Raw genomic sequence first — 17,339 nt, 5'->3', positions numbered from 1 at the left:
ACCGGCCCCGCCGCCGTAGACCGCCGACCATGGCAAAGAAACCCGGCACCAACCCCAAAGGCGAATTCGCCTTCTTCAACGTCACCTATGAGGACGGCTCGCAGCGCTCCAACCGGCGGGTGCCGGCCGAGCTGCTCGGCGGCCTCGACGGCGACGAGCCGGCCCGCGGCTTCATCATGGAGCAGGACCGCGACATCGCCGAAAAGTCCGGCCGCCCGCCGCTGGCGATCAAGTCGCTGGAGAGGGTCGGCGCGAAGAAGAAGTAGCGAAAGCCCCGCTGCCGTAGGGTGGGCAAAGCGCGCAGCGCGTGCCCACCATCAGGTGCCTGCCGCGAAACGCGGTGGGCACGGCACGCGATGCCTGCGCCAGCCCCAACAGGCGCCTTTGCCCACCCTACGGCAGGGCGCTATGCGGCTTGCTTCTGTCGCTCCGGCAACAGCACGCTTTCCCGGGTGTCCATCTCCTGCGGCCGATTGATCAGGCTGACCAGCGTGTAGCTGATGATCAGCAGCAAGAACCAGGAGCCGAGCTTGGTGACCGACACCATGGCCCAGCCTTGGGCCTGCGCCGGATAGATCCAGGTGCGCGACAGCGTGCCGATATTCTCCGACAGCCAGATGAACAGCGACACCAGGATCAGCCCGAGCAGCAGCGGCATCGAGCGGTGCACGCGCCAGACCTTGAAGTGGACGGTCGCCGGCGCAAACAGCAGCGCGGCCCAGCCGAACAGCACGAGCCTCAGATCGAGCCTGTAATGGTCGGTGAAGAAGTTGAGATAGATCGCAGCGCTCAGCCCGACCAGCCAGCGCCGCGACGGATGGCCGGTGAAGCGGAAATCGAACAGCCGCCAGACGCGGCAGAGATAGCTGCCGATGCAGGAATACATGAAGCCGGAGAACAGCGGCACGCCACCCAGGCGGATCAGGCTCGGCTCGGGATAGATCCACGAGCCGGTCGCGGTCTTGAACAGCTCCATCGCTGTCCCGACAAGGTGATAGACCAGGATGACCTTGGCCTCCTCAAAGGTCTCGAGTTTTGCCGCGAGTAGCGCGGCCTGGACGGCGAGCATGCAGAGGAAGAGAAAGTCGTACCGGGCCAGCGGCGCATCGGCCGGATAGAACCGCCATGTCACAAGCAACAATGCCAGCGCGATGCCGCCGAACAGGCAGGCCCAGCCCTGCTTCACGCCGAAGCGAATGAATTCATAGAGGAAGGCAGTCCACGGCGTTTCGGCCGCACGCGCCGCGAGGCGGGCCTCTGCAGCGATGAAGGGGCGCAGCGGCGCCCAGATGGCGGCGGCGCTGGACTGCGCTGCGGCCGATGAAAACTCGTCGTCGTGCATGGGAGTTCGCATCCGGTGAGACGCCAATCCCTAGCAGTCGATCGCCCCACGCCGTCTGCGCAAAGTTCGGCCTCTTGCGGCAAGGACACGGACACCTGCGGACAAGAGGCCTTGTCGGCCCCCGGCACCTCGACGCCACCTTCCAAACCTTCCTGCAACCTCCCCACCGCCGCGCGATACAGTGCCCTCGCCCCGTGTGGGAGAGGGCAGCGCTGGCGGAGCCGCGGGCTCGGTTGGGTGAGGGGTTCTGTCCGCGAGCGCAACTCGGGGAGATAGACCCCTCACCCGACCGAGGTCGTTGCACTGTCCTACATGCCCTCTCCCACAAGGGGCGAGGGCGCAGTCACCGCCGCTGCGCCTGCGGCACAATCGTTTGGCTTCCCGCTTCTCGATGACTGTTTCTTGTTAGGTCTGTCGACCGCGGCAATAGGTCTGCCACATCTCGCGATAGGCCGCTTCGACGGCCCTGGTGTAGATGGCCGGACCACAACGTGCGGCGATGAGGTCGGGAAGCTGGTGACGGATCATCCTGAGCCGGTCCGGCGTCGACCGCAAAGCGATGTCCACATACTCATCATCGGTCGTGGCGACCCAGTCGGCCATGCCGATCGCCGTCAGGATCGCGCCGCCGGCGCGGCTGCACATCCCGTTGCCGAGCTTCGACACGACCGGCACGCCCATGTGCAGGGCTTCCCAGGCGGAGACGCCGCCGCCATTGGGAAATGGATCGAGCCAGATGTCGATGAGCCGGTGGGCGGCGAGATGCTCGTCGCGGGAGGTCGGTCCGATCAGGCCGATGCGATCCGGCGCGATGCCGCGCGCGGCGAAGTCGGCCAGCAGCCTGGCCTGAATCGCAGCATCGCCGAGCAGATAGTCCTTGACGAGCAGCCGGGCGCTTACATCGGCGCGCAGGATGCGGGCCCAGACGTCGAGGACGGCGCTCGATAAGCGGTTCGCCCGGGTGAACGCGCCGTAAGTCACATGGCCATTGGACGTCACGGGCGCCTCGAGGCTGCGCAGCCCCGCCGGAGGCGGCTCGATGATGATCAGGCATGGCAGATCATAGATCTGCTCGGTGAACAGGTGACGTACCTCCAGCGGCGCCATGACGGGATCGCCGAACAGGTAGTCCATCGTCGCCAGACCGGTGCCGGTCGCGTGGCCCCAGGCGGTGACCTGGATGGGGGCCGGCTTGCGCGCGAAGGTGGCCAGCCGATTGCCGCGGGAGTGTCCGGACAGGTCGACGAGAATGTCGACCCGGTCGGACCGGATGCAATCCGTGAGCTGATCGTCGGACCATTGCATCACGTCGTGCCATCGATCAGCAGCCACCCGGAACGTCTCGGTGATCTCGTCCTGGACCGGTGAGTTCGAATAGCAGATCACCCCGACCTGCGATTTGTCGTGGTTCTGCAGCACGGGCCGGATCGTGCGGGCGGCGGAATGCTCCTTGAAGTCGCCCGACACATATCCCACGACGATCCGTCGGTGAGGGTCAAGATCATTGGTATGATCAGGCGGATGCCTCTCTGCGATCCTGGATCCGATCCGGCGCCACCACTCCGATCGGACGGCCTGGTGCTCCGCATAGCCGACATCGCAGAAATCCAACGAGAAGATGCGGTTCGCCAGTGCGACTTCGTCGGCCGGGTCGATCGCGAGCGCCCGATCGAAAAGTGCGACAGCCGCCTCTGCATCGCCCATCAGCGCATGACATTGACCGATCTGGCTCAGCGCTTTCGCGGAGTTCGGCTCGATCGTAACGGCGCGCTGGCAGGCCTCCAGCGCCTCGCTCACCCGCTTGTTGAGCATCAGGACGTTGGCGCGGCCGAGCCAGCCCAGGGTGAATTGCGGATCGAGCGCGATCACCCGGTCGAAATCAGCGAGCGCGTCGTCGTTACGCTTGAGCTGGAGGAACGTCTCGCCGCGATTGATCAGCGCCGTGGTGTCGTCGGGCGCAAGGGCCAGCGCCCGGTTGAATTCGGCGATCGCCTCATCGGATCGACGCAGATCCTTGAACGCGCAGCCTCGATTGATGATGGCGGCCAGATGCGTGGGTTTCGCCGCGAGAAGCTGGTCGTAGCATGCGATCGCATCGGCGAACCGGCCGAGATAGTGCAGCGCTTCGCCCTTGTTCATCAACACGTCGAGGTGCTGCGGATTGATCCGGAGGGCGTTGTCGAAACTGACGACCGCCTCCGCGAAGCGCTGGAGGCGCGACAACAGCTTGCCGCGTTCCAGCTGCGCCTCGAAGAAATCCGGCTTCAAGGCCAGGAGATCGTCGAAGCAGGTCAGCGCTTCGTCGTCGCGCTGGAGCGCGGACAGGACGACGGCCCGCGCATATCTCGCCGCAACGTTTTGCGGGTCTGCCAGCACCGCCCGCTTCAGAAGGCGCTCCGCCGCCTCTGAATTGTTGCTCTGGTGCTCGGACAGTCCAAACATATAGAGCGCGCCGAAATGGTTCGGCCGCTTCTTGAGGATTTTCTTGTAGCCGGCCTGAGCCTTGGCCAGATCGCCGGAGCGGTGAAACGCACTCGCCCGGGCGAACAGGTCGGCGATCTCATCGCCTTTCCGCAAGGCTGGCTGCATGCTGAAAACGTCCAGGGATCAGCCGCCATCGCCAAGTTCTGTCACGACGGGGCAGAGTGCCGGAATGCAGGCGTCATTCGGTCGCCCGCCGAACCTTCGATGACAAGCGTAAACAATTCATTAACCATGTTTTCTGCGGGAATTTGCTGAGTGAATGCCGTCATTGGTCCTTCCGCAGCGCGTCACGTCCATCGCCGTCAGAGTACCAACTTAATGCGTACGGTGGGCGAAGCGCCGCCGAAGGCGGCGCGTGCCCACAATTGGCCGCCTGCCGCGGTAGGCACGGCGCACGACACCGTCGCCAATCTCGACACCGTGCACGTGCCTTTGCCCACCCTACGCATCACTGTCGCCGCCAGGGTTTGCAAAACGCTGGAGCGAACTCGACGGCGAGCGCTTCGAGACGCGAAAGCTGGAGATCTTTCGGGACGGCAGCATCGGCTTCGCAACCGCGACCGAGGCGACAGATCGGACGCGGCTCGGGAAGATAGCTGTTCCTCCCATCGACGAGATCGGGCAGGATCCTCAATTCGTGGCGGAAGAGATTTCGAAGGAAGAGTTCGAGCGCCGTTGGAGCGCCAGGCGTGCGCGTTAGGTCACGTCGACAAATTGCCTGGCTTACATGGATCACAAACTAAAACGGCGAACCTCTCGGTCCGCCGTTGTCCCTTGATGGATTGCCGGGTCAAGCCCGGCAATGACGACTGATGCAGTGATTAGTTGTCCAGGAACGACCGCAGCTTCCTTGACCTCGACGGATGCTTCAACTTACGCAGCGCCTTGGCCTCGATCTGGCGGATACGCTCTCTCGTCACCGAGAACTGCTGGCCGACCTCTTCCAGCGTATGGTCGGTGTTCATGCCGATGCCGAAGCGCATGCGCAGCACGCGCTCTTCGCGGGGGGTGAGCGAGGCGAGCACGCGGGTGGTGGTTTCGCGCAGGTTCGACTGGATGGCGGCGTCGATCGGCAGGATGGCGTTCTTGTCCTCGATGAAGTCGCCGAGGTGGCTATCCTCCTCGTCGCCGACGGGGGTTTCAAGCGAGAGCGGCTCCTTGGCGATCTTGAGGACCTTGCGCACCTTCTCCAGGGGCATGCCGAGCTTCTCGGCGAGCTCCTCCGGGGTCGGCTCGCGGCCGATCTCGTTCAGCATCTGGCGCGAGGTGCGGACGATCTTGTTGATCGTCTCGATCATATGCACGGGGATGCGGATGGTGCGGGCCTGGTCGGCGATCGAGCGGGTGATCGCCTGCCGGATCCACCAGGTGGCGTAGGTCGAGAACTTGTAGCCGCGGCGGTACTCGAACTTGTCGACCGCCTTCATCAGGCCGATGTTGCCTTCCTGGATCAGGTCGAGGAACTGCAGGCCGCGGTTGGTGTACTTCTTGGCGATCGAGATCACGAGACGGAGGTTGGCTTCCACCATCTCCTTCTTGGCCTGACGGGCCTCGCGCTCGCCCTTCTGCACCGAATGCACGATCTTGCGGAATTCGCCGATCTCGAGACCGGTGAGCGCGGCCATCGCCTGCACCTCCTGGCGCAGGTCCTTGATGCGGTCCTTCTCGTAATGGACGAAGTTCTTCCAGCCTTTGGCGGAGAGCTTGGAGACGCGGTTGAGCCAGCGCGGATCGAGCTCCGAGCCCTGGTAGTTGCGCAGGAAGTCTTCGCGCGCGACGCCGTGGGAGTCGGCCAAGCGCATCAGCCGGCTCTCGAACGAGACCAGCTTCTTGTTGATGTCGTAGAGCTGCTCGACGAGGCTGTCGATACGGGCCTGGTTGAGGCGCAGCGACTTCACCTCGACGATGATCTCGTCCTTGAGCTTCTTGTACTTGCGCTCCTGCGACGGCGACAGCGACTCGCTCTGCAGCTGGTTGGCGATGTCCTGCTCCTGCAGGCGTCGCAGCTTCTTGTACTCGGACGCGATCTTGTCGAAGGTCTCGACCACCTTCGGCTTCAGCTCGGCCTCGATGGCGGCGAGCGACATCTGGTTCTCGAACTCGTCGTCGTCCATGTCGGCTTCGGCCGCCGCCTCGCCGGGATCCTTCTCCTCGGCGGGCGCGCCGTTCGGCGCGGCACGGAACGGGGTCGGCTGCTGCGGGGCGGCCGGCGGCGCGACCGCGGCCTGGACGTCGCCGCCCTCGGCCGGAGCGCCCTCGCCATTCACGGGCGCGGCGATCTGCGGATTCATGCCGCCCTTGGCTTCCGGGCCGGCATAAGTGGCTTCGAGATCGATGATGTCGCGAAGGAAGATCTTGCCTTCGTTGAGCTCGTCACGCCAGATGATGATGGCCTGGAAGGTCAGCGGGCTTTCGCAGAGGCCCGCGATCATCGCCTCGCGGCCGGCCTCGATGCGCTTGGCGATCGCGATCTCGCCCTCGCGCGACAGCAGCTCGACGGTGCCCATCTCGCGCAGATACATGCGCACGGGATCATCGGTGCGCTCGCCGGGCTCCGACTTCTTGACCTCGGTGACGGCCTTCTGGGTGATCTCGACGAGCTCGTTGTCGGTCTCGTCCTCGCCGTCGTCCTTCTCGTCGGACTCGTCGGCCTCCTCGGCCTCGGTCACGTTGATGCCCATGTCTGATAGCATCGACATGATGTCTTCGATCTGTTCCGGCGAGGTGGTGTCGGAAGGCAGGACCTCGTTGAGCTGATCAAAGGTCACGAAGCCGCGCTTCTTGGCCTGCTTGATCATCTTCTTGACGGCGGCGTCCGACAGGTCGAGCAACGGCGAAGGCGCATCGGCGGCGTCCTTCTCAGGAGCGTCCGCGGCCTTGTCGTCCTTTTCCTTGTCCTTCACCTGCAGCGTCTTTGCCTTCGTGGCCATTCATTGCTCCCGAAACGCGCCCGCTCCGCCCGTGGCATCTTCGCCCTTGGCATCGCGGCGCCCGCCTGCTCTACTCAAACTGTTCTCGACGCGGAAAGGGCGGCGCACATTCAACGTCGCCACCCCCTGAAGTCTGTCGCTGGTGTCGTCCCGTTTTCGGACCGGCGCGCGTTTCTTGCAAAAGCGATACCGGTTTTGCAATCGAATCCGGCGCCCAACATGCAGGCGCGGTGTCCGACAGCGAAACCAACCCATCTGCTGCAGAAAATGCCCCGGACCTCTTAAACTTCGATTAACCCTGTTTTTGCAGCCAAACCATGGATTTGGCGAGTCTTTTCGCGCGGACCCGAGACCGCGCAAGCGGACCGGGTCGAAATGTGCTCAGTTCGCGACAGGGCGCCGGGCATCCGGTCTACACGTTGCGGTTGGTGCGACCGGACAGTTCCCCGAAGCCTTCGATCAGCGCTTCGGTGCCGTCCATCTCGGCCATCCTGGCCTTCACGTCCCTCAACCAGCCCATGTTCGGCTCGCTCGGCTCCTCGCCCAAGGCAAGCTCGGCATCCTTCAATTCCCTAAGTAAGGAGTGCCATTGCCGATGCAAGGCAACGAGCTGGTGCCAGGTCGCAAGAACGTCATCGCGCGCCGCGCCGGGCTTCGCCGCCCACACCGCAGCGGTCGTGATTGCCCGCTCAACCCGTTGAAGAAGCTCGGAAAAGCCTGACTTCTCCAGGTCGGCCCGCATCTTCTCGGCCTGCTCGTCCGGGTCCGGCGAATGGTGGTGGTCGTGGGCGAAGGCCGCGATGATCGCGGCGCGGAGCTTGTGCGCCTCGGGATGGGCCAGTTCGAGGGCTGCGACCTCCTCGAGGTGGTCGTGCAGGATCCAGGGGTGGTTGATCAGGCACTGCAGGATCAGCGCCTCCCGGCGCGAGATCGCCGAGCGCTGGCCGCGCATGATCGGGCTCATGGCGAGCTGGGGGCTCGCCGCCTGGTAGGGTCCGCGGGCCATCGCGGGTCCTGTGGATGGCGCGCCGCCGCGGCGGCCGCCCCCTGTGGATAACCGCCCCGGCTGTCCGGAACCGGGACTGCGGGGGCCAAACCGCCGTCCTGATTCGGCACCGTAGCCGCGGCCAAAGCCCCGGCCACCGTCCGGCGCGAACGTCCGGTACAGCCGGTCGCTGAGATCCTGCTTGTAGTAGCGCCGTACCACCTCGTCGGCGATGCCGCCGGTGAGCTGACCGATCCGCGCCTCCAGCGCGGCGCGGCGCTCCGGGGTGTTGAAGCTGCCGCCCTCGATCTCGCGCGACCAGATCACCTCGGCGAGAGGTTTTGCGACCTTGAGCACCTCCTCGACCGCGCCGCGGCCGCCGGAGCGGACGAGATCGTCGGGATCCTGTCCCTCCGGCAGCAGCGCGAAGCGGAGACTCTTGCCGGGCTTGAGATGCGGCAAAGCAAGGTCCGCGGCACGATAGGCTGCCTTTTGGCCGGCGCGGTCGCCGTCGAAGCAGAGGATCGGTTCGTCCACCATCTTCCAGATCAACGAAAGCTGGCTCTCGGTCAGTGCGGTGCCGAGCGGCGCCACGGCGCCGGCAAAGCCGGCCGCCACCAGCGCGATGACGTCGACATAGCCCTCGACCACGATCATCGGCGCGCCGTTATGCGCGGCCTGACGAGCGCTCGGCAGGTTGTAGAGGTTGTCGCCCTTGTGGAAGAGCGGCGTCTCCGGCGAGTTCAGGTATTTCGCCGGCACGTCCTTCTGCAGCGCGCGGCCGCCGAAGGCGATGACGCGTCCACGGAGATCGGTGATCGGAAACATCACGCGGTCGCGGAAGCGGTCGTACGGCACGGGAATGTCGTCGCCGCCGACCAGCAATCCCGCCTCGACCATGTCGGCCACCGGCACGCCCTGGGCGCCAAGATATTCCTTCAAGCCGAACCGATCCGGCGGCGCGTAGCCAAGCCGGAATTGGAGCTGCGTCTGCGGCAGGATCGCGCGATCGGCAAGATAGCCACGGGCGCGCGCGCCATGACGGGACGCCAGCGTGTCAGAAAAGAACTTCGCCGCCAGCTCCATCACGTCATACAGCGTCTTGCGCTGCCGCTCCTGGCGCGCCGCGTCGGGCGTCACCGCGGGCAAGGCCAGGCCGGCGATCCCCGCCAGCCGCTCGACCGCCTCAGGGAACGAGCAGCCCTCAGTCTCCATCACGAAGTCGAAGATGTTGCCATGCTTGCCGGAGGAGAAGTCGTGATAAAAACCCTTCTGGTCGTTGACGTAGAAGGACGGCGTCTTCTCCTGCTGGAACGGCGACAGCCCCTTCCACTCCCGCCCCGCCTTCTTGAGCTTCACGCGCTTGCCGACGACGTCCGAGACCGGAAGCCGGGCGCGCAGCTCATCGAGAAATTCCGGCGTGAAGCGAGCCATGGGTGAGGCGGTGGTCCTGTGTTGATGGACTTACGCATATAGGCACCCGTGTACGAAATGTGAACTTCCTCGCCCTTGTCCGGGCTATTCACAGGCCCTGCTCTCTCCTTCAGTCATTCCGGGGCGACCGCAGGGCGCGCCGCGGAATGACGGGAGGAGAGAGGGGATCAAGGCGCCAGAAAGCGCCCCGAGGCGATGCGGGCGGCCTCGTCGACCGGCCAGTTGTAGACATAGGTCCAGGCCTCGCGGGCCGAGCCGTCGGCCAGCGTGACGCTGAGGCGCTGACGCAGGTACTCGGTCGGCTGCGCGAAGCCCTCGCCACAGGCCTCGTACATGTCGAACTCGCGCAGCATGGGCTCGGGCTGGCGCAGCCGGAACAGCTCGCCATGGACGGCATCCACGGCGTCATCCGAGAGCACGAGGCCGGGATAATGCTGGATCCGGTACAGCCGGCCGCGGCAACTGGCCTCGGCGACGAAATCGGCGTTGGCCGACAGCAACCGCGCCATCGGATGGTCGAAGCCGCGCATCAAGGTGCCGTAGACGAACAGGAGATCGGATGTCGTGTCGGAGGTCATCGCCCTGCATAGCCGGCCTCGCGCGGCGAGGCCAGCTTCACGCCACGCCGCGGGCCGCCACGATCTCGTCGCTGACGACGTGGAATTTGGTCAGCGTCATCCGGCCGAACGAGGTCGACAGTGCGACGTCGGCGGCATCGCGCCCCGTGGCCATCAGGATGCGGCCGATGCGCGGCACGTTGTGGCGGGCGTCGAACGTGTACCACTCGCCCGAGAGATAGGCCTGAAACCAGCCTGAGAAATCCATCGGATAGGGCTCCGGCGGAATGCCGATGTCGCCCATGTAGCCGGTGCAATAGCGCGCCGGGATGCCCATGCAGCGGCACAGGGTCAGCGCCAGATGCGCGAAGTCGCGGCAGACGCCGGTGCGCTGCTGATAGACGTCGTGTGCCGACTTCATGTGATGCGCATGCTCATAGCCGAAGCTGACATGATCGTGGACGAAGTCGCAGATCGCCTGCACGCGCGCCCAGCCCGCCGGCACGCTGCCGAACAGCGACCAGGCGACGTCGGTCAGCTTGTCGGTCTCGCAATAGCGACTCGGCATCAGATACAGCAGCAGATCGTCCGGCAGCTGGTCGATCGGCAGTTGCTGCGCGGCGGGCTCGACGAGATCGGGCAAGCCCGTATCACGCACGATGGCGCTGCCGTGGAAGGTGACACCGCCGCTCGGCGCCACCAGGCGGCCGCAGATGTTGTCGAAGCTGTCGCGGTAGAAGCTGATCGGCACGCCCGGCTCGGCGACGATGGTCTCGGCGCCAACGATGTCCTGGCGGCGCGAGGGATGGATCGACAGCATGATCACCATCGGCGTCGCCGCGGGCGCGGCGTAGGCGATCTCGAACCCGACCTTGATCTCCATCAGTCCCCTCTTCCGCACGCGCGGCTCTCGGCGTGTTCGATGGTCTCAGCACGCGGCTCGGCGGCGCTGACGGCCTGACGCGAACGCCACCCACAGAACCGATCGGGTCCGGCCATATCAGGCCTTGTGATCGCCTCGCGGGATCGGCATCGTCATCGAATCATCATCGCGGTTTTCGGCGATCCGATCCAGATTGGCCCCTGCTCAATTGCAGATCGTCATGCCGCCTGAATGAGCAACGAACGTGATCATGAATCAGCCGCGCGCGACCGATACGAAAAGACTCCTTCAGGGCGACGAAGTTCCGCCGGTCTACGAGCAGAACCAGGATGGCGCCTCCGCGCTGGTCTTCACCTGCGATCATTACGGCCGCCTGCTGCCGCGGGCGCTCGGTAATCTCGGCCTCGACGAGAGCGAACTGGAGCGGCACATCGCCTGGGACATCGGCATCGCCGGCGTGGCGGAGGCCGTGTCGCGCGCGCTCGATGCGCATCTGATCGCGCAGCGCTATTCGCGGCTGGTGATCGACTGCAACCGCTCGCCGAAGGCGCCGAACGCGATTCCGATGATCAGCGAGCGCACCACGATCCCCGGCAATGAGGGCCTGACGCATGAGGACGCCGAGCTGCGGCGGCGCGCCATCTTCGATCCCTATCACGACCGCATCACCGCGGTGCTCGATGCGCGCAAGGCCGCGGGGCGGCCGACCATTCTCGTCTCGCTGCACAGCTTCACGCCCGTCTATGCCGGCATCGGGCGGCCCTGGCACATCGGCACGCTGTATCAGCACGACCGTGTGCTGCCGCCGCTGCTGTTGAAGGCGCTGCGGGCCGAGCCCGATCTCGTGGTGGGCGACAATCAGCCCTATGCGGTCGGCGACGGCACCGACTACACCATCCCCGTGCATGGCGAGGCGCGCGGGCTGATCAATTCCGGCATCGAGATTCGTCAGAACGAAATCGCCGAGCCCGAGGGCCAGCAGCGCTGGGCCGAGCGGCTGATCCGCATTCTCGGCGAGATCGAGGTCGAGCTGCGCAGCAAGGGCCTCGCGTAGCCTGCTACTCCGTCATGTCGGAGGCGTCGTGATGCGACAGCAATCCGGCAAGCCGCCACAGAGCTGTGCGCAGATCCTCGTGGCTTGGCAGGCCGAGCGCGAGCCTTACCGCGTTCGGTGAATGACCGTGCGCCACTGCAAAGGCGCTCGCCGGGGTGATCGCGATGCCGGCACGGGCTGCTGCGGCCGTCAAGGCTTCGGCGCGCCAGCCCTCCGGCAGGTGCAGCCAGACATGGTAGGAGCGCGGATCGGCCTCGATGTGATGGCCGGCGAGGCACTCGGCGACGATCGCCTGGCGCACCAGCGCATCGGCGCGCTTGCGCCTGGTGATCTCGGCCGCCGTGCCGTCGGCGAGCAGCCCCATGCCGGCGGCCAGCGCCAGCGACGTCACCGACCAGGCCCCGGTGCGCACCGTGGCGGCGAATTTTTCGCGCATGGTCGAGGGGACGTACAGGAAGCCAACGGCGATGCCCGGCGCCAGCCGCTTGGCAAGGCTGTCGACCACGACGACGCGCTCCTCGGCCTGCGTCGCCAGCGAGACCTGATCGCTGAGGAAGCCGTAGACCAGATCCTCGATGATCATCAGCTCGTGCTTGCGCACCAGACGCACGATCTCCTCGCGCCTCGCCTCGCTCATCGTCAGGCCGAGCGGATTCTGCATCACCGGCTGGATGTAGATCGCGTTGAGCGCGCTGCTGCGATGCGCCTTGGTCAGCGCCTCCGGACGGATGCCCTCGCCGTCCATCGCGAGCGGCACCAGGGTCACGCCGAGCCGCGCCGCGATGCCCTTGATCATCGGATAGGTCACGGCCTCGACGCCGAGCCGGCCGCCGACCGGCACCAGCGCCGAGATCGCCGCAGCCAGCGACTGCCGCCCGCTGCCGGCGAAGACGAAATTTTCCGCACGCGGGCGCCAGCGCTCGCTGGCGAAGAAGGCCGCGGCGGTGCGCCCGGCCTCGGCCAGCCGACGCTGCGTGATCGGCGCCAGCACCGGCGCCAGCTTCTCCGGCCGCTGCCACGCGGCCAGCGACTTCGCGATCAGGGCCGCCTGATCCGGCAGGGTCGGAAAATTGAATTCGAGATCGATGCGGCCGTCGAACGGCTCCAGCCGCAGCGAGGGTGGCACCGGCACCGCCTCACCCGCGACGAAGGTGCCGCGCCCGACCTCGCCCACGACCAGGCCCCTGCGCAATAATTCGGCATAGACGCGGGCTGCCGTGGATGCGGCAATTCCCCGCTCATAGGCGAACTGGCGCTGCGGCGGCAGCCGGTCACCGGCCTTCAGCCTGCCGTTGGCGATGTCCTCGGCGATGTCGTCGACCAGGGCCGTATACGAAGCATTCATGCTATATTGTACCGAGAGCAATGTTTCGATTGCACCGAGATATGTATGGCGCGATTGCTCTTCGAACAACGCAATTGAAGAGCAATAGGTGACTCATGGCATATTCCCTGGCGCAGCGTTGGGCAACTCCGCAAGTTGCCCACGGAAAGAGCAATTTGCTCGGGGTGCCGCAACTCTGGCTGCAGCGCCTGTTCTGGCGGTCCGAACTGGCAATGCTGGATCGCGACCAGATGCGCGACTGCGGCCTTGATCCGGCAATCGTCCAGGAAGAGGCCAACAAGCCGTTCTGGCGCGACTGACAACGACGTCGAGGAAGACACCGAAATGCCGACGCTTCCGTTCCATCAAGTCGACGTGTTCTCCAAGGTGGCCTTCAAGGGCAACCCGCTTGCCGTGATCGCCGAGGCCGACGGCCTCGACGATGCGGCGATGCGGGCGATCGCCAACTGGACCAACCTGTCCGAGACCACCTTCCTGTCGCGTGCCCAGGATCCGGGCGCTGATTATCGCGTGCGCATCTTCACCCCGCAGCGCGAGCTGCCTTTTGCAGGCCATCCGACGCTCGGCTCGTGCCACGTATGGCTCGCGCTCGGCGGCCGGCCGAAGGGCGAACACGTGGTGCAGGAATGCGGCGCGGGCCTCGTGCGCATCAGGCGCGACGGAGAGCGGCTCGCCTTCGCAGCCCCGCCGCTCAGGCGCTCCGGCCAAGTCGATGCCGAACTGACCAGCAGGATCGCAGCAGCGCTCGGCATCCAATCGAGCGCGATGCGCGCCGTGCAGTGGGTCGACAACGGCCCGGGCTGGATCGGCGTGCTCCTCGACTCGCGCCGCGCGCTGCTCGACATCCGCTTCAATCCGGTGGCGCTGCCGCAACAGCCGATCGGCGTGGTCGCACCATGGGATCGAGCGCAGGATGGCACGGATGCCGACTACGAGGTCCGCGGCTTCATGTGGGGCGGCGGCGAGGACCCGGTGACGGGCAGCCTCAATGCAAGCCTGGCGCAATGGCTGATCGGAGCCGGAATTGCTCCGAAGCAATATGTTGCGTCCCAGGGCACCGTGCTCGGCCGCGCCGGCCGCGTCCATGTCGCGCAGGACGGCGACACGATCTGGATCGGCGGCGACGTCGCGCCGGTGGTGAAGGGGACGATCAGCCTGTAACGCCGGCGGCCCCTCCTCCCCCAGGGCTCTCCGGGGTGAGAGCAGGCGCTAAACTCAATGCGGGCTCACCGCGCCCGCGTCAGCGCCAGCCAGACCCCGCCCCCGATCATGAAGCCGCCGGAGATGCGCGACACCAGCCGGGTCCGCCTGGCCGAGAACAGTTTTCGCGCACGGCCTGCGAGCAGCGCATAGATCGCGTCGGTGAGACCCGCGATCACCATGAAGGTGACGCCGAGCAATCCGACCTGCGGCACGTGATCCCGGCCCATGTCCATGAACTGCGGCAGGAACGCCCCGAAGAACACCATCACCTTCGGGTTCGACAGCAGCACCAGCAAGCCCTGCAGGAAGAAGCCGCCGCGCGGCGGCGGAGGCGGCTCCTCGCCCGCCGAGATCCCCTCGATCGGCGAGCGGATGAGCTGAATGCCGAGCCACACCAGATAGGCCGCGCCGATCAGCCGCACCCATTCGAACCAATAGCCCATGGTCGCCATCAGCGACGTCAGGCCGACAGCGACGATGCCGATCGCGATCGCAAGCCCGGTCTGCACGCCGGCGATATTGATCAACGCGGCACGGGTTCCGTGACGCAGACCGTTGGCGATCAGCAGCGTCACGACGGGACCGGGCAGCAGCGCAAGCCCGATGCAGGCGGCAACGAAGGCGAGATAGACTTGCAGGGACATGAGGCGCCTCGATGTGGATGAGATGTCACTAATGCACGGCATGTCGGCAGAGGGAAGCTGCAACATCTCGACGTATTCCAAGTCGAACAACTTGCAGCGCTCCGCTTGACACGCAACCTTTTGGTTGCCTATTCTTCATCATATGGACGACGTCTTCAAGGCGCTGGCGGATGCGTCGCGGCGGGCGCTGCTCGACAGGCTTCATGCGCGGAACGGCCAGACCTTGACCGAGCTCTGCGACGGCCTCGCCATGACGCGGCAGGCGGTGACCAAGCACCTGGCGATTCTGGAAGCGGCCAATCTGGTCACGACGCTCCGGCACGGCCGCGAGAAGCTGCACTTCCTCAATCCGCTGCCGATCCACCAGATCGGCGACCGCTGGATCAGGAAATTCGAGCGCGCCAAGCTCGTCGCGCTCGGTGAATTGAAGAAGCGATTGGAGGAACGGGATGACTGAGCCGAAGGAGACCCACGCCGTCGATCTTGCGCACTTCAAGCCGGAGACGGTGTACACGATCTACATCGCGGCGACGCCGGAGAAGGTGTGGCAGGCGCTGACCTCGGCCGAGTTCAGCCGGCAATATTTCTTCGGCTTCGCGATTGAAGCCGAGCTGAAGGCGGGCGGCGCCTTCATCGTGCGCGCGCCCGACGGCTCCGAGCACATCAGCGGCCAGGTGATCGTCTGCGAGCCGCCGTACCGGCTGACGGTCACGTGGGATGTCAACTGGCCGGGCCTCGTCGACGCACTGGGCCGCACGCTCGTGACCTACGAGATCGAACCGGCTGGCGACGCCGTCCGTCTCACGATGACCGAAGCGCATGAGCGGCCGCTCTCCGACGACATCCTGTCCGGCGGGCGCCAGGGCTGGCCGGCCATCCTGTCGAGCCTCAAGAGCGTGCTCGAGACCGGCAAGCCGCTCGCGGTGAAGATGACGCCGCCGACGCGCATGCTGGCGGCCCTGAAGGCGATGGGGATTGCAGTGCCTTGAACGACAAGGCCTGCTACGATACCGCAGCGATCTGTGGGATGCTGGCGAGAACAACGCCGACCTGGACCGCATTGCTCAGCATGCCACCCCAATGTAACCGGCGCAGCCGACGCACGGCCGTCGCATCGCCGGAATCCCTGTCGCGGATGCGCGCGTCCATCTGCCGCAGAAACCAGCGGCGCGAGAGCAGCGCGAACGCCGCGATCAGGCCAATGCCCAGCCCCAGAACGGGGCGACCGTCGGCCAGAACGACCAGCGCGCCGATGCCACCAGCGATCGAAAGCGCCACGAAGTAGGAGTCGAACATGCCGCGCAGGAGCCGGGTGACCGGCACGATGTCGAGCCGCACCAGCAGAAAGGCCGGCGCGGCCAGCAGCAGATAGAACATTGGCAGCAACAAGACGATCGTGGCAAACAACGCGATGTTGTCCGGCATCATTCTCCTCCGATATTGGCGCCGGAAGGACCACCGGCGAGCCGCGTTTCGAAACGAGCCCGTTCGAGGGCGTCCATGCTCCATCGAACCTTCGTCGCGGCTCGCCCTTGCCTTACGCCGGAGCTACGATCCGGCGGTACAGATGCCAGGTCGCATGGCCCAGCACCGGCACGGTGACCAGCAGTCCCAGGAAGTACGGCAATGCCGAGATGATCAGCAGCACGGTGATGACGGCGGCCCAGCCGATCATCGGGCCGGGACTGGTCACAACCGCGCGCACGCTGGTGATCATCGCCGTCACGAAATCGACGTCGCGCTCCAGCAGCAGCGGAAACGACACGACCGTGAGCGAGAACAGCACCAGCGACAGGGCGGCGCCGTCGAGATTGCCGATCGCGAGGAAGAGCAGACCCTCGTTGGTCGTCAGCACCACGGTCATGAACTCCCTGATGCTGGAGAAAGAGGCATTGAGCCCGAGCAGCAGCGCGATCAGGAGGCGCACCTGGTACATCCAGATGATGAAGAAAAATAGCGTCACGAACGCCATCCAGCCGATCTCGCCGCGCGAAGTGATCGTGCGCCAGATCCCGCCATAGGACATCGGCTGGCCGAGTTCGCGGCGGCGGCTGACCTCATAGAGACCGATCGCGACGAACGGGCCGATCAGCGCAAACCCCGCGGCCAGCGGATAGGCCAAGTAGACCATGCCGAAGGCGGTGACGCACAGCACGATGCTGATGCCGCCGAGCACGTAGATCAGCCCGAAAGCAAGGCCGAACATGGGCTGAGCCTGAAAATCGCGGAGGCCTTGCGTCAAGGCCTCGGCAATATCGGCCGTGGTGATGCGGCGCACCACGGGATCGGATCGTCCCGAGACGGATGCGGTCATCGGCGTACCCTCCAGACTGTTGTTCTTTGCACCGATGCTAACAGCGGGAGGGCGGGGATTTCAATTTCAACTTGTAGGCAGAGGATAAGGGCGTGACCTTCACATCTCGTCCGACGATGAAGCTCTCACAGCACGGACGGTATGCTCCCTCTCCCGTTCTTACG

The 17,339-nt window shown here is 65.5% G+C and carries 17 protein-coding genes; 7 read left to right on the top strand and 10 right to left on the bottom strand.

What is annotated here, in order from left to right; genetic code table 11:
• Window positions 1-29: 29 nt before the first annotated feature.
• Window positions 30-266, top strand: a complete 237-nt coding sequence (locus ACQR1F_RS24705) for a hypothetical protein (protein WP_316217907.1) — start codon at window positions 30-32, stop codon at window positions 264-266.
• Between the two features lie 140 nt (window positions 267-406).
• Here the strand turns inward: ACQR1F_RS24705 and ACQR1F_RS24700 are convergent, their stop codons facing one another.
• Window positions 407-1,342 (bottom strand): DUF817 domain-containing protein, encoded by a 936-nt coding sequence (locus tag ACQR1F_RS24700; RefSeq protein ID WP_434914017.1) that lies wholly within the window; start codon window positions 1,340-1,342, stop codon window positions 407-409.
• A gap of 405 nt (window positions 1,343-1,747) precedes the next feature.
• Window positions 1,748-3,931, bottom strand: coding sequence for a tetratricopeptide repeat protein (locus ACQR1F_RS24695; RefSeq protein WP_434914016.1), 2,184 nt, complete (start codon window positions 3,929-3,931; stop codon window positions 1,748-1,750).
• Window positions 3,932-4,235: 304 nt separating this feature from the next.
• On the opposite strand from ACQR1F_RS24695, the gene ACQR1F_RS24690 reads away from it, so the two are divergent.
• Window positions 4,236-4,526 carry a DUF6881 domain-containing protein gene (locus ACQR1F_RS24690; RefSeq protein WP_409997933.1) on the top strand — a complete coding sequence of 97 codons (291 nt, stop codon included), beginning with the start codon at window positions 4,236-4,238 and terminating at the stop codon, window positions 4,524-4,526.
• Between the two features lie 121 nt (window positions 4,527-4,647).
• Here ACQR1F_RS24690 and rpoD read toward each other — a convergent pair whose 3' ends face one another.
• The 4 genes from rpoD to ACQR1F_RS24670 all read right to left on the bottom strand — a co-directional run bounded on the left by rpoD (window position 4,648) and on the right by ACQR1F_RS24670 (window position 10,615).
• Window positions 4,648-6,756 (bottom strand): RNA polymerase sigma factor RpoD, encoded by a 2,109-nt coding sequence (gene rpoD / locus ACQR1F_RS24685; protein ID WP_315802660.1) that lies wholly within the window; start codon window positions 6,754-6,756, stop codon window positions 4,648-4,650.
• Window positions 6,757-7,168: 412 nt separating this feature from the next.
• Window positions 7,169-9,175 (bottom strand): DNA primase, encoded by a 2,007-nt coding sequence (gene dnaG, locus ACQR1F_RS24680; RefSeq protein WP_434914015.1) that lies wholly within the window; start codon window positions 9,173-9,175, stop codon window positions 7,169-7,171.
• A gap of 167 nt (window positions 9,176-9,342) precedes the next feature.
• A complete protein-coding gene (locus ACQR1F_RS24675; protein WP_315802658.1) occupies window positions 9,343-9,753 on the bottom strand; it encodes a gamma-glutamylcyclotransferase family protein in 411 nt (136 codons plus the stop codon).
• Window positions 9,754-9,790: 37 nt separating this feature from the next.
• Window positions 9,791-10,615, bottom strand: a complete 825-nt coding sequence (locus ACQR1F_RS24670; RefSeq protein ID WP_315802657.1) for a transglutaminase-like domain-containing protein — start codon at window positions 10,613-10,615, stop codon at window positions 9,791-9,793.
• Window positions 10,616-10,865: 250 nt separating this feature from the next.
• Between ACQR1F_RS24670 and ACQR1F_RS24665 the strand changes: the two genes are divergently transcribed.
• Window positions 10,866-11,669 (top strand): N-formylglutamate amidohydrolase, encoded by an 804-nt coding sequence (locus ACQR1F_RS24665; RefSeq protein WP_316179724.1) that lies wholly within the window; start codon window positions 10,866-10,868, stop codon window positions 11,667-11,669.
• Window positions 11,670-11,673: 4 nt separating this feature from the next.
• Here the strand turns inward: ACQR1F_RS24665 and ACQR1F_RS24660 are convergent, their stop codons facing one another.
• Complete coding sequence (locus ACQR1F_RS24660) at window positions 11,674-13,083, bottom strand: PLP-dependent aminotransferase family protein (protein WP_316179726.1); 1,410 nt, start codon at window positions 13,081-13,083, stop codon at window positions 11,674-11,676.
• A gap of 26 nt (window positions 13,084-13,109) precedes the next feature.
• Here ACQR1F_RS24660 and ACQR1F_RS24655 point away from each other — a divergent pair, with 26 nt between their 5' ends.
• Complete coding sequence (locus ACQR1F_RS24655; RefSeq protein WP_315802654.1) at window positions 13,110-13,313, top strand: hypothetical protein; 204 nt, start codon at window positions 13,110-13,112, stop codon at window positions 13,311-13,313.
• A 25-nt stretch (window positions 13,314-13,338) separates the two neighbouring features.
• Window positions 13,339-14,175 carry a PhzF family phenazine biosynthesis protein gene (locus tag ACQR1F_RS24650; RefSeq protein WP_434914014.1) on the top strand — a complete coding sequence of 279 codons (837 nt, stop codon included), beginning with the start codon at window positions 13,339-13,341 and terminating at the stop codon, window positions 14,173-14,175.
• A 65-nt stretch (window positions 14,176-14,240) separates the two neighbouring features.
• On the opposite strand, the gene ACQR1F_RS24645 is transcribed toward ACQR1F_RS24650, so the two are convergent.
• Window positions 14,241-14,861 carry a LysE family translocator gene (locus ACQR1F_RS24645; protein WP_316236741.1) on the bottom strand — a complete coding sequence of 207 codons (621 nt, stop codon included), beginning with the start codon at window positions 14,859-14,861 and terminating at the stop codon, window positions 14,241-14,243.
• Between the two features lie 142 nt (window positions 14,862-15,003).
• On the opposite strand from ACQR1F_RS24645, the gene ACQR1F_RS24640 reads away from it, so the two are divergent.
• Window positions 15,004-15,318 (top strand): ArsR/SmtB family transcription factor, encoded by a 315-nt coding sequence (locus tag ACQR1F_RS24640; protein WP_315802651.1) that lies wholly within the window; start codon window positions 15,004-15,006, stop codon window positions 15,316-15,318.
• A complete protein-coding gene (locus tag ACQR1F_RS24635; protein WP_315802650.1) occupies window positions 15,311-15,850 on the top strand; it encodes an SRPBCC family protein in 540 nt (179 codons plus the stop codon). The genes ACQR1F_RS24640 and ACQR1F_RS24635 overlap by 8 nt, the downstream gene beginning before the upstream one ends.
• 13 nt (window positions 15,851-15,863) lie before the next feature.
• Here ACQR1F_RS24635 and ACQR1F_RS24630 read toward each other — a convergent pair whose 3' ends face one another.
• Together ACQR1F_RS24630 and ACQR1F_RS24625 are read right to left on the bottom strand one after the other, a co-directional pair.
• Window positions 15,864-16,286, bottom strand: coding sequence for a hypothetical protein (locus tag ACQR1F_RS24630; RefSeq protein WP_315802649.1), 423 nt, complete (start codon window positions 16,284-16,286; stop codon window positions 15,864-15,866).
• A gap of 112 nt (window positions 16,287-16,398) precedes the next feature.
• Window positions 16,399-17,175 carry a DUF2189 domain-containing protein gene (locus ACQR1F_RS24625; RefSeq protein ID WP_316179733.1) on the bottom strand — a complete coding sequence of 259 codons (777 nt, stop codon included), beginning with the start codon at window positions 17,173-17,175 and terminating at the stop codon, window positions 16,399-16,401.
• Window positions 17,176-17,339 lie beyond the last annotated feature (164 nt).

It is taken from the genome of Bradyrhizobium sp. HKCCYLS3013 (assembly GCF_051167615.1).
Classification (GTDB): domain Bacteria; phylum Pseudomonadota; class Alphaproteobacteria; order Rhizobiales; family Xanthobacteraceae; genus Bradyrhizobium.
This window is presented reverse-complemented; position numbering and strand designations above follow the sequence as displayed.

Coding starts and splice junctions, on each gene's coding strand:
- ACQR1F_RS24705 (WP_316217907.1), top strand. CDS start 30: ATGGCAAAGAAACCCGGCACCAACCCCAAAGGCGAATTCGCCTTCTTC.
- ACQR1F_RS24700 (WP_434914017.1), bottom strand. CDS start 1,342: ATGCACGACGACGAGTTTTCATCGGCCGCAGCGCAGTCCAGCGCCGCC.
- ACQR1F_RS24695 (WP_434914016.1), bottom strand. CDS start 3,931: ATGCAGCCAGCCTTGCGGAAAGGCGATGAGATCGCCGACCTGTTCGCC.
- rpoD (WP_315802660.1), bottom strand. CDS start 6,756: ATGGCCACGAAGGCAAAGACGCTGCAGGTGAAGGACAAGGAAAAGGAC.
- dnaG (WP_434914015.1), bottom strand. CDS start 9,175: ATGGCTCGCTTCACGCCGGAATTTCTCGATGAGCTGCGCGCCCGGCTT.
- ACQR1F_RS24675 (WP_315802658.1), bottom strand. CDS start 9,753: ATGACCTCCGACACGACATCCGATCTCCTGTTCGTCTACGGCACCTTG.
- ACQR1F_RS24670 (WP_315802657.1), bottom strand. CDS start 10,615: ATGGAGATCAAGGTCGGGTTCGAGATCGCCTACGCCGCGCCCGCGGCG.
- ACQR1F_RS24665 (WP_316179724.1), top strand. CDS start 10,866: ATGAATCAGCCGCGCGCGACCGATACGAAAAGACTCCTTCAGGGCGAC.
- ACQR1F_RS24655 (WP_315802654.1), top strand. CDS start 13,110: ATGGCATATTCCCTGGCGCAGCGTTGGGCAACTCCGCAAGTTGCCCAC.
- ACQR1F_RS24650 (WP_434914014.1), top strand. CDS start 13,339: ATGCCGACGCTTCCGTTCCATCAAGTCGACGTGTTCTCCAAGGTGGCC.
- ACQR1F_RS24645 (WP_316236741.1), bottom strand. CDS start 14,861: ATGTCCCTGCAAGTCTATCTCGCCTTCGTTGCCGCCTGCATCGGGCTT.
- ACQR1F_RS24640 (WP_315802651.1), top strand. CDS start 15,004: ATGGACGACGTCTTCAAGGCGCTGGCGGATGCGTCGCGGCGGGCGCTG.
- ACQR1F_RS24635 (WP_315802650.1), top strand. CDS start 15,311: ATGACTGAGCCGAAGGAGACCCACGCCGTCGATCTTGCGCACTTCAAG.
- ACQR1F_RS24630 (WP_315802649.1), bottom strand. CDS start 16,286: ATGCCGGACAACATCGCGTTGTTTGCCACGATCGTCTTGTTGCTGCCA.
- ACQR1F_RS24625 (WP_316179733.1), bottom strand. CDS start 17,175: ATGACCGCATCCGTCTCGGGACGATCCGATCCCGTGGTGCGCCGCATC.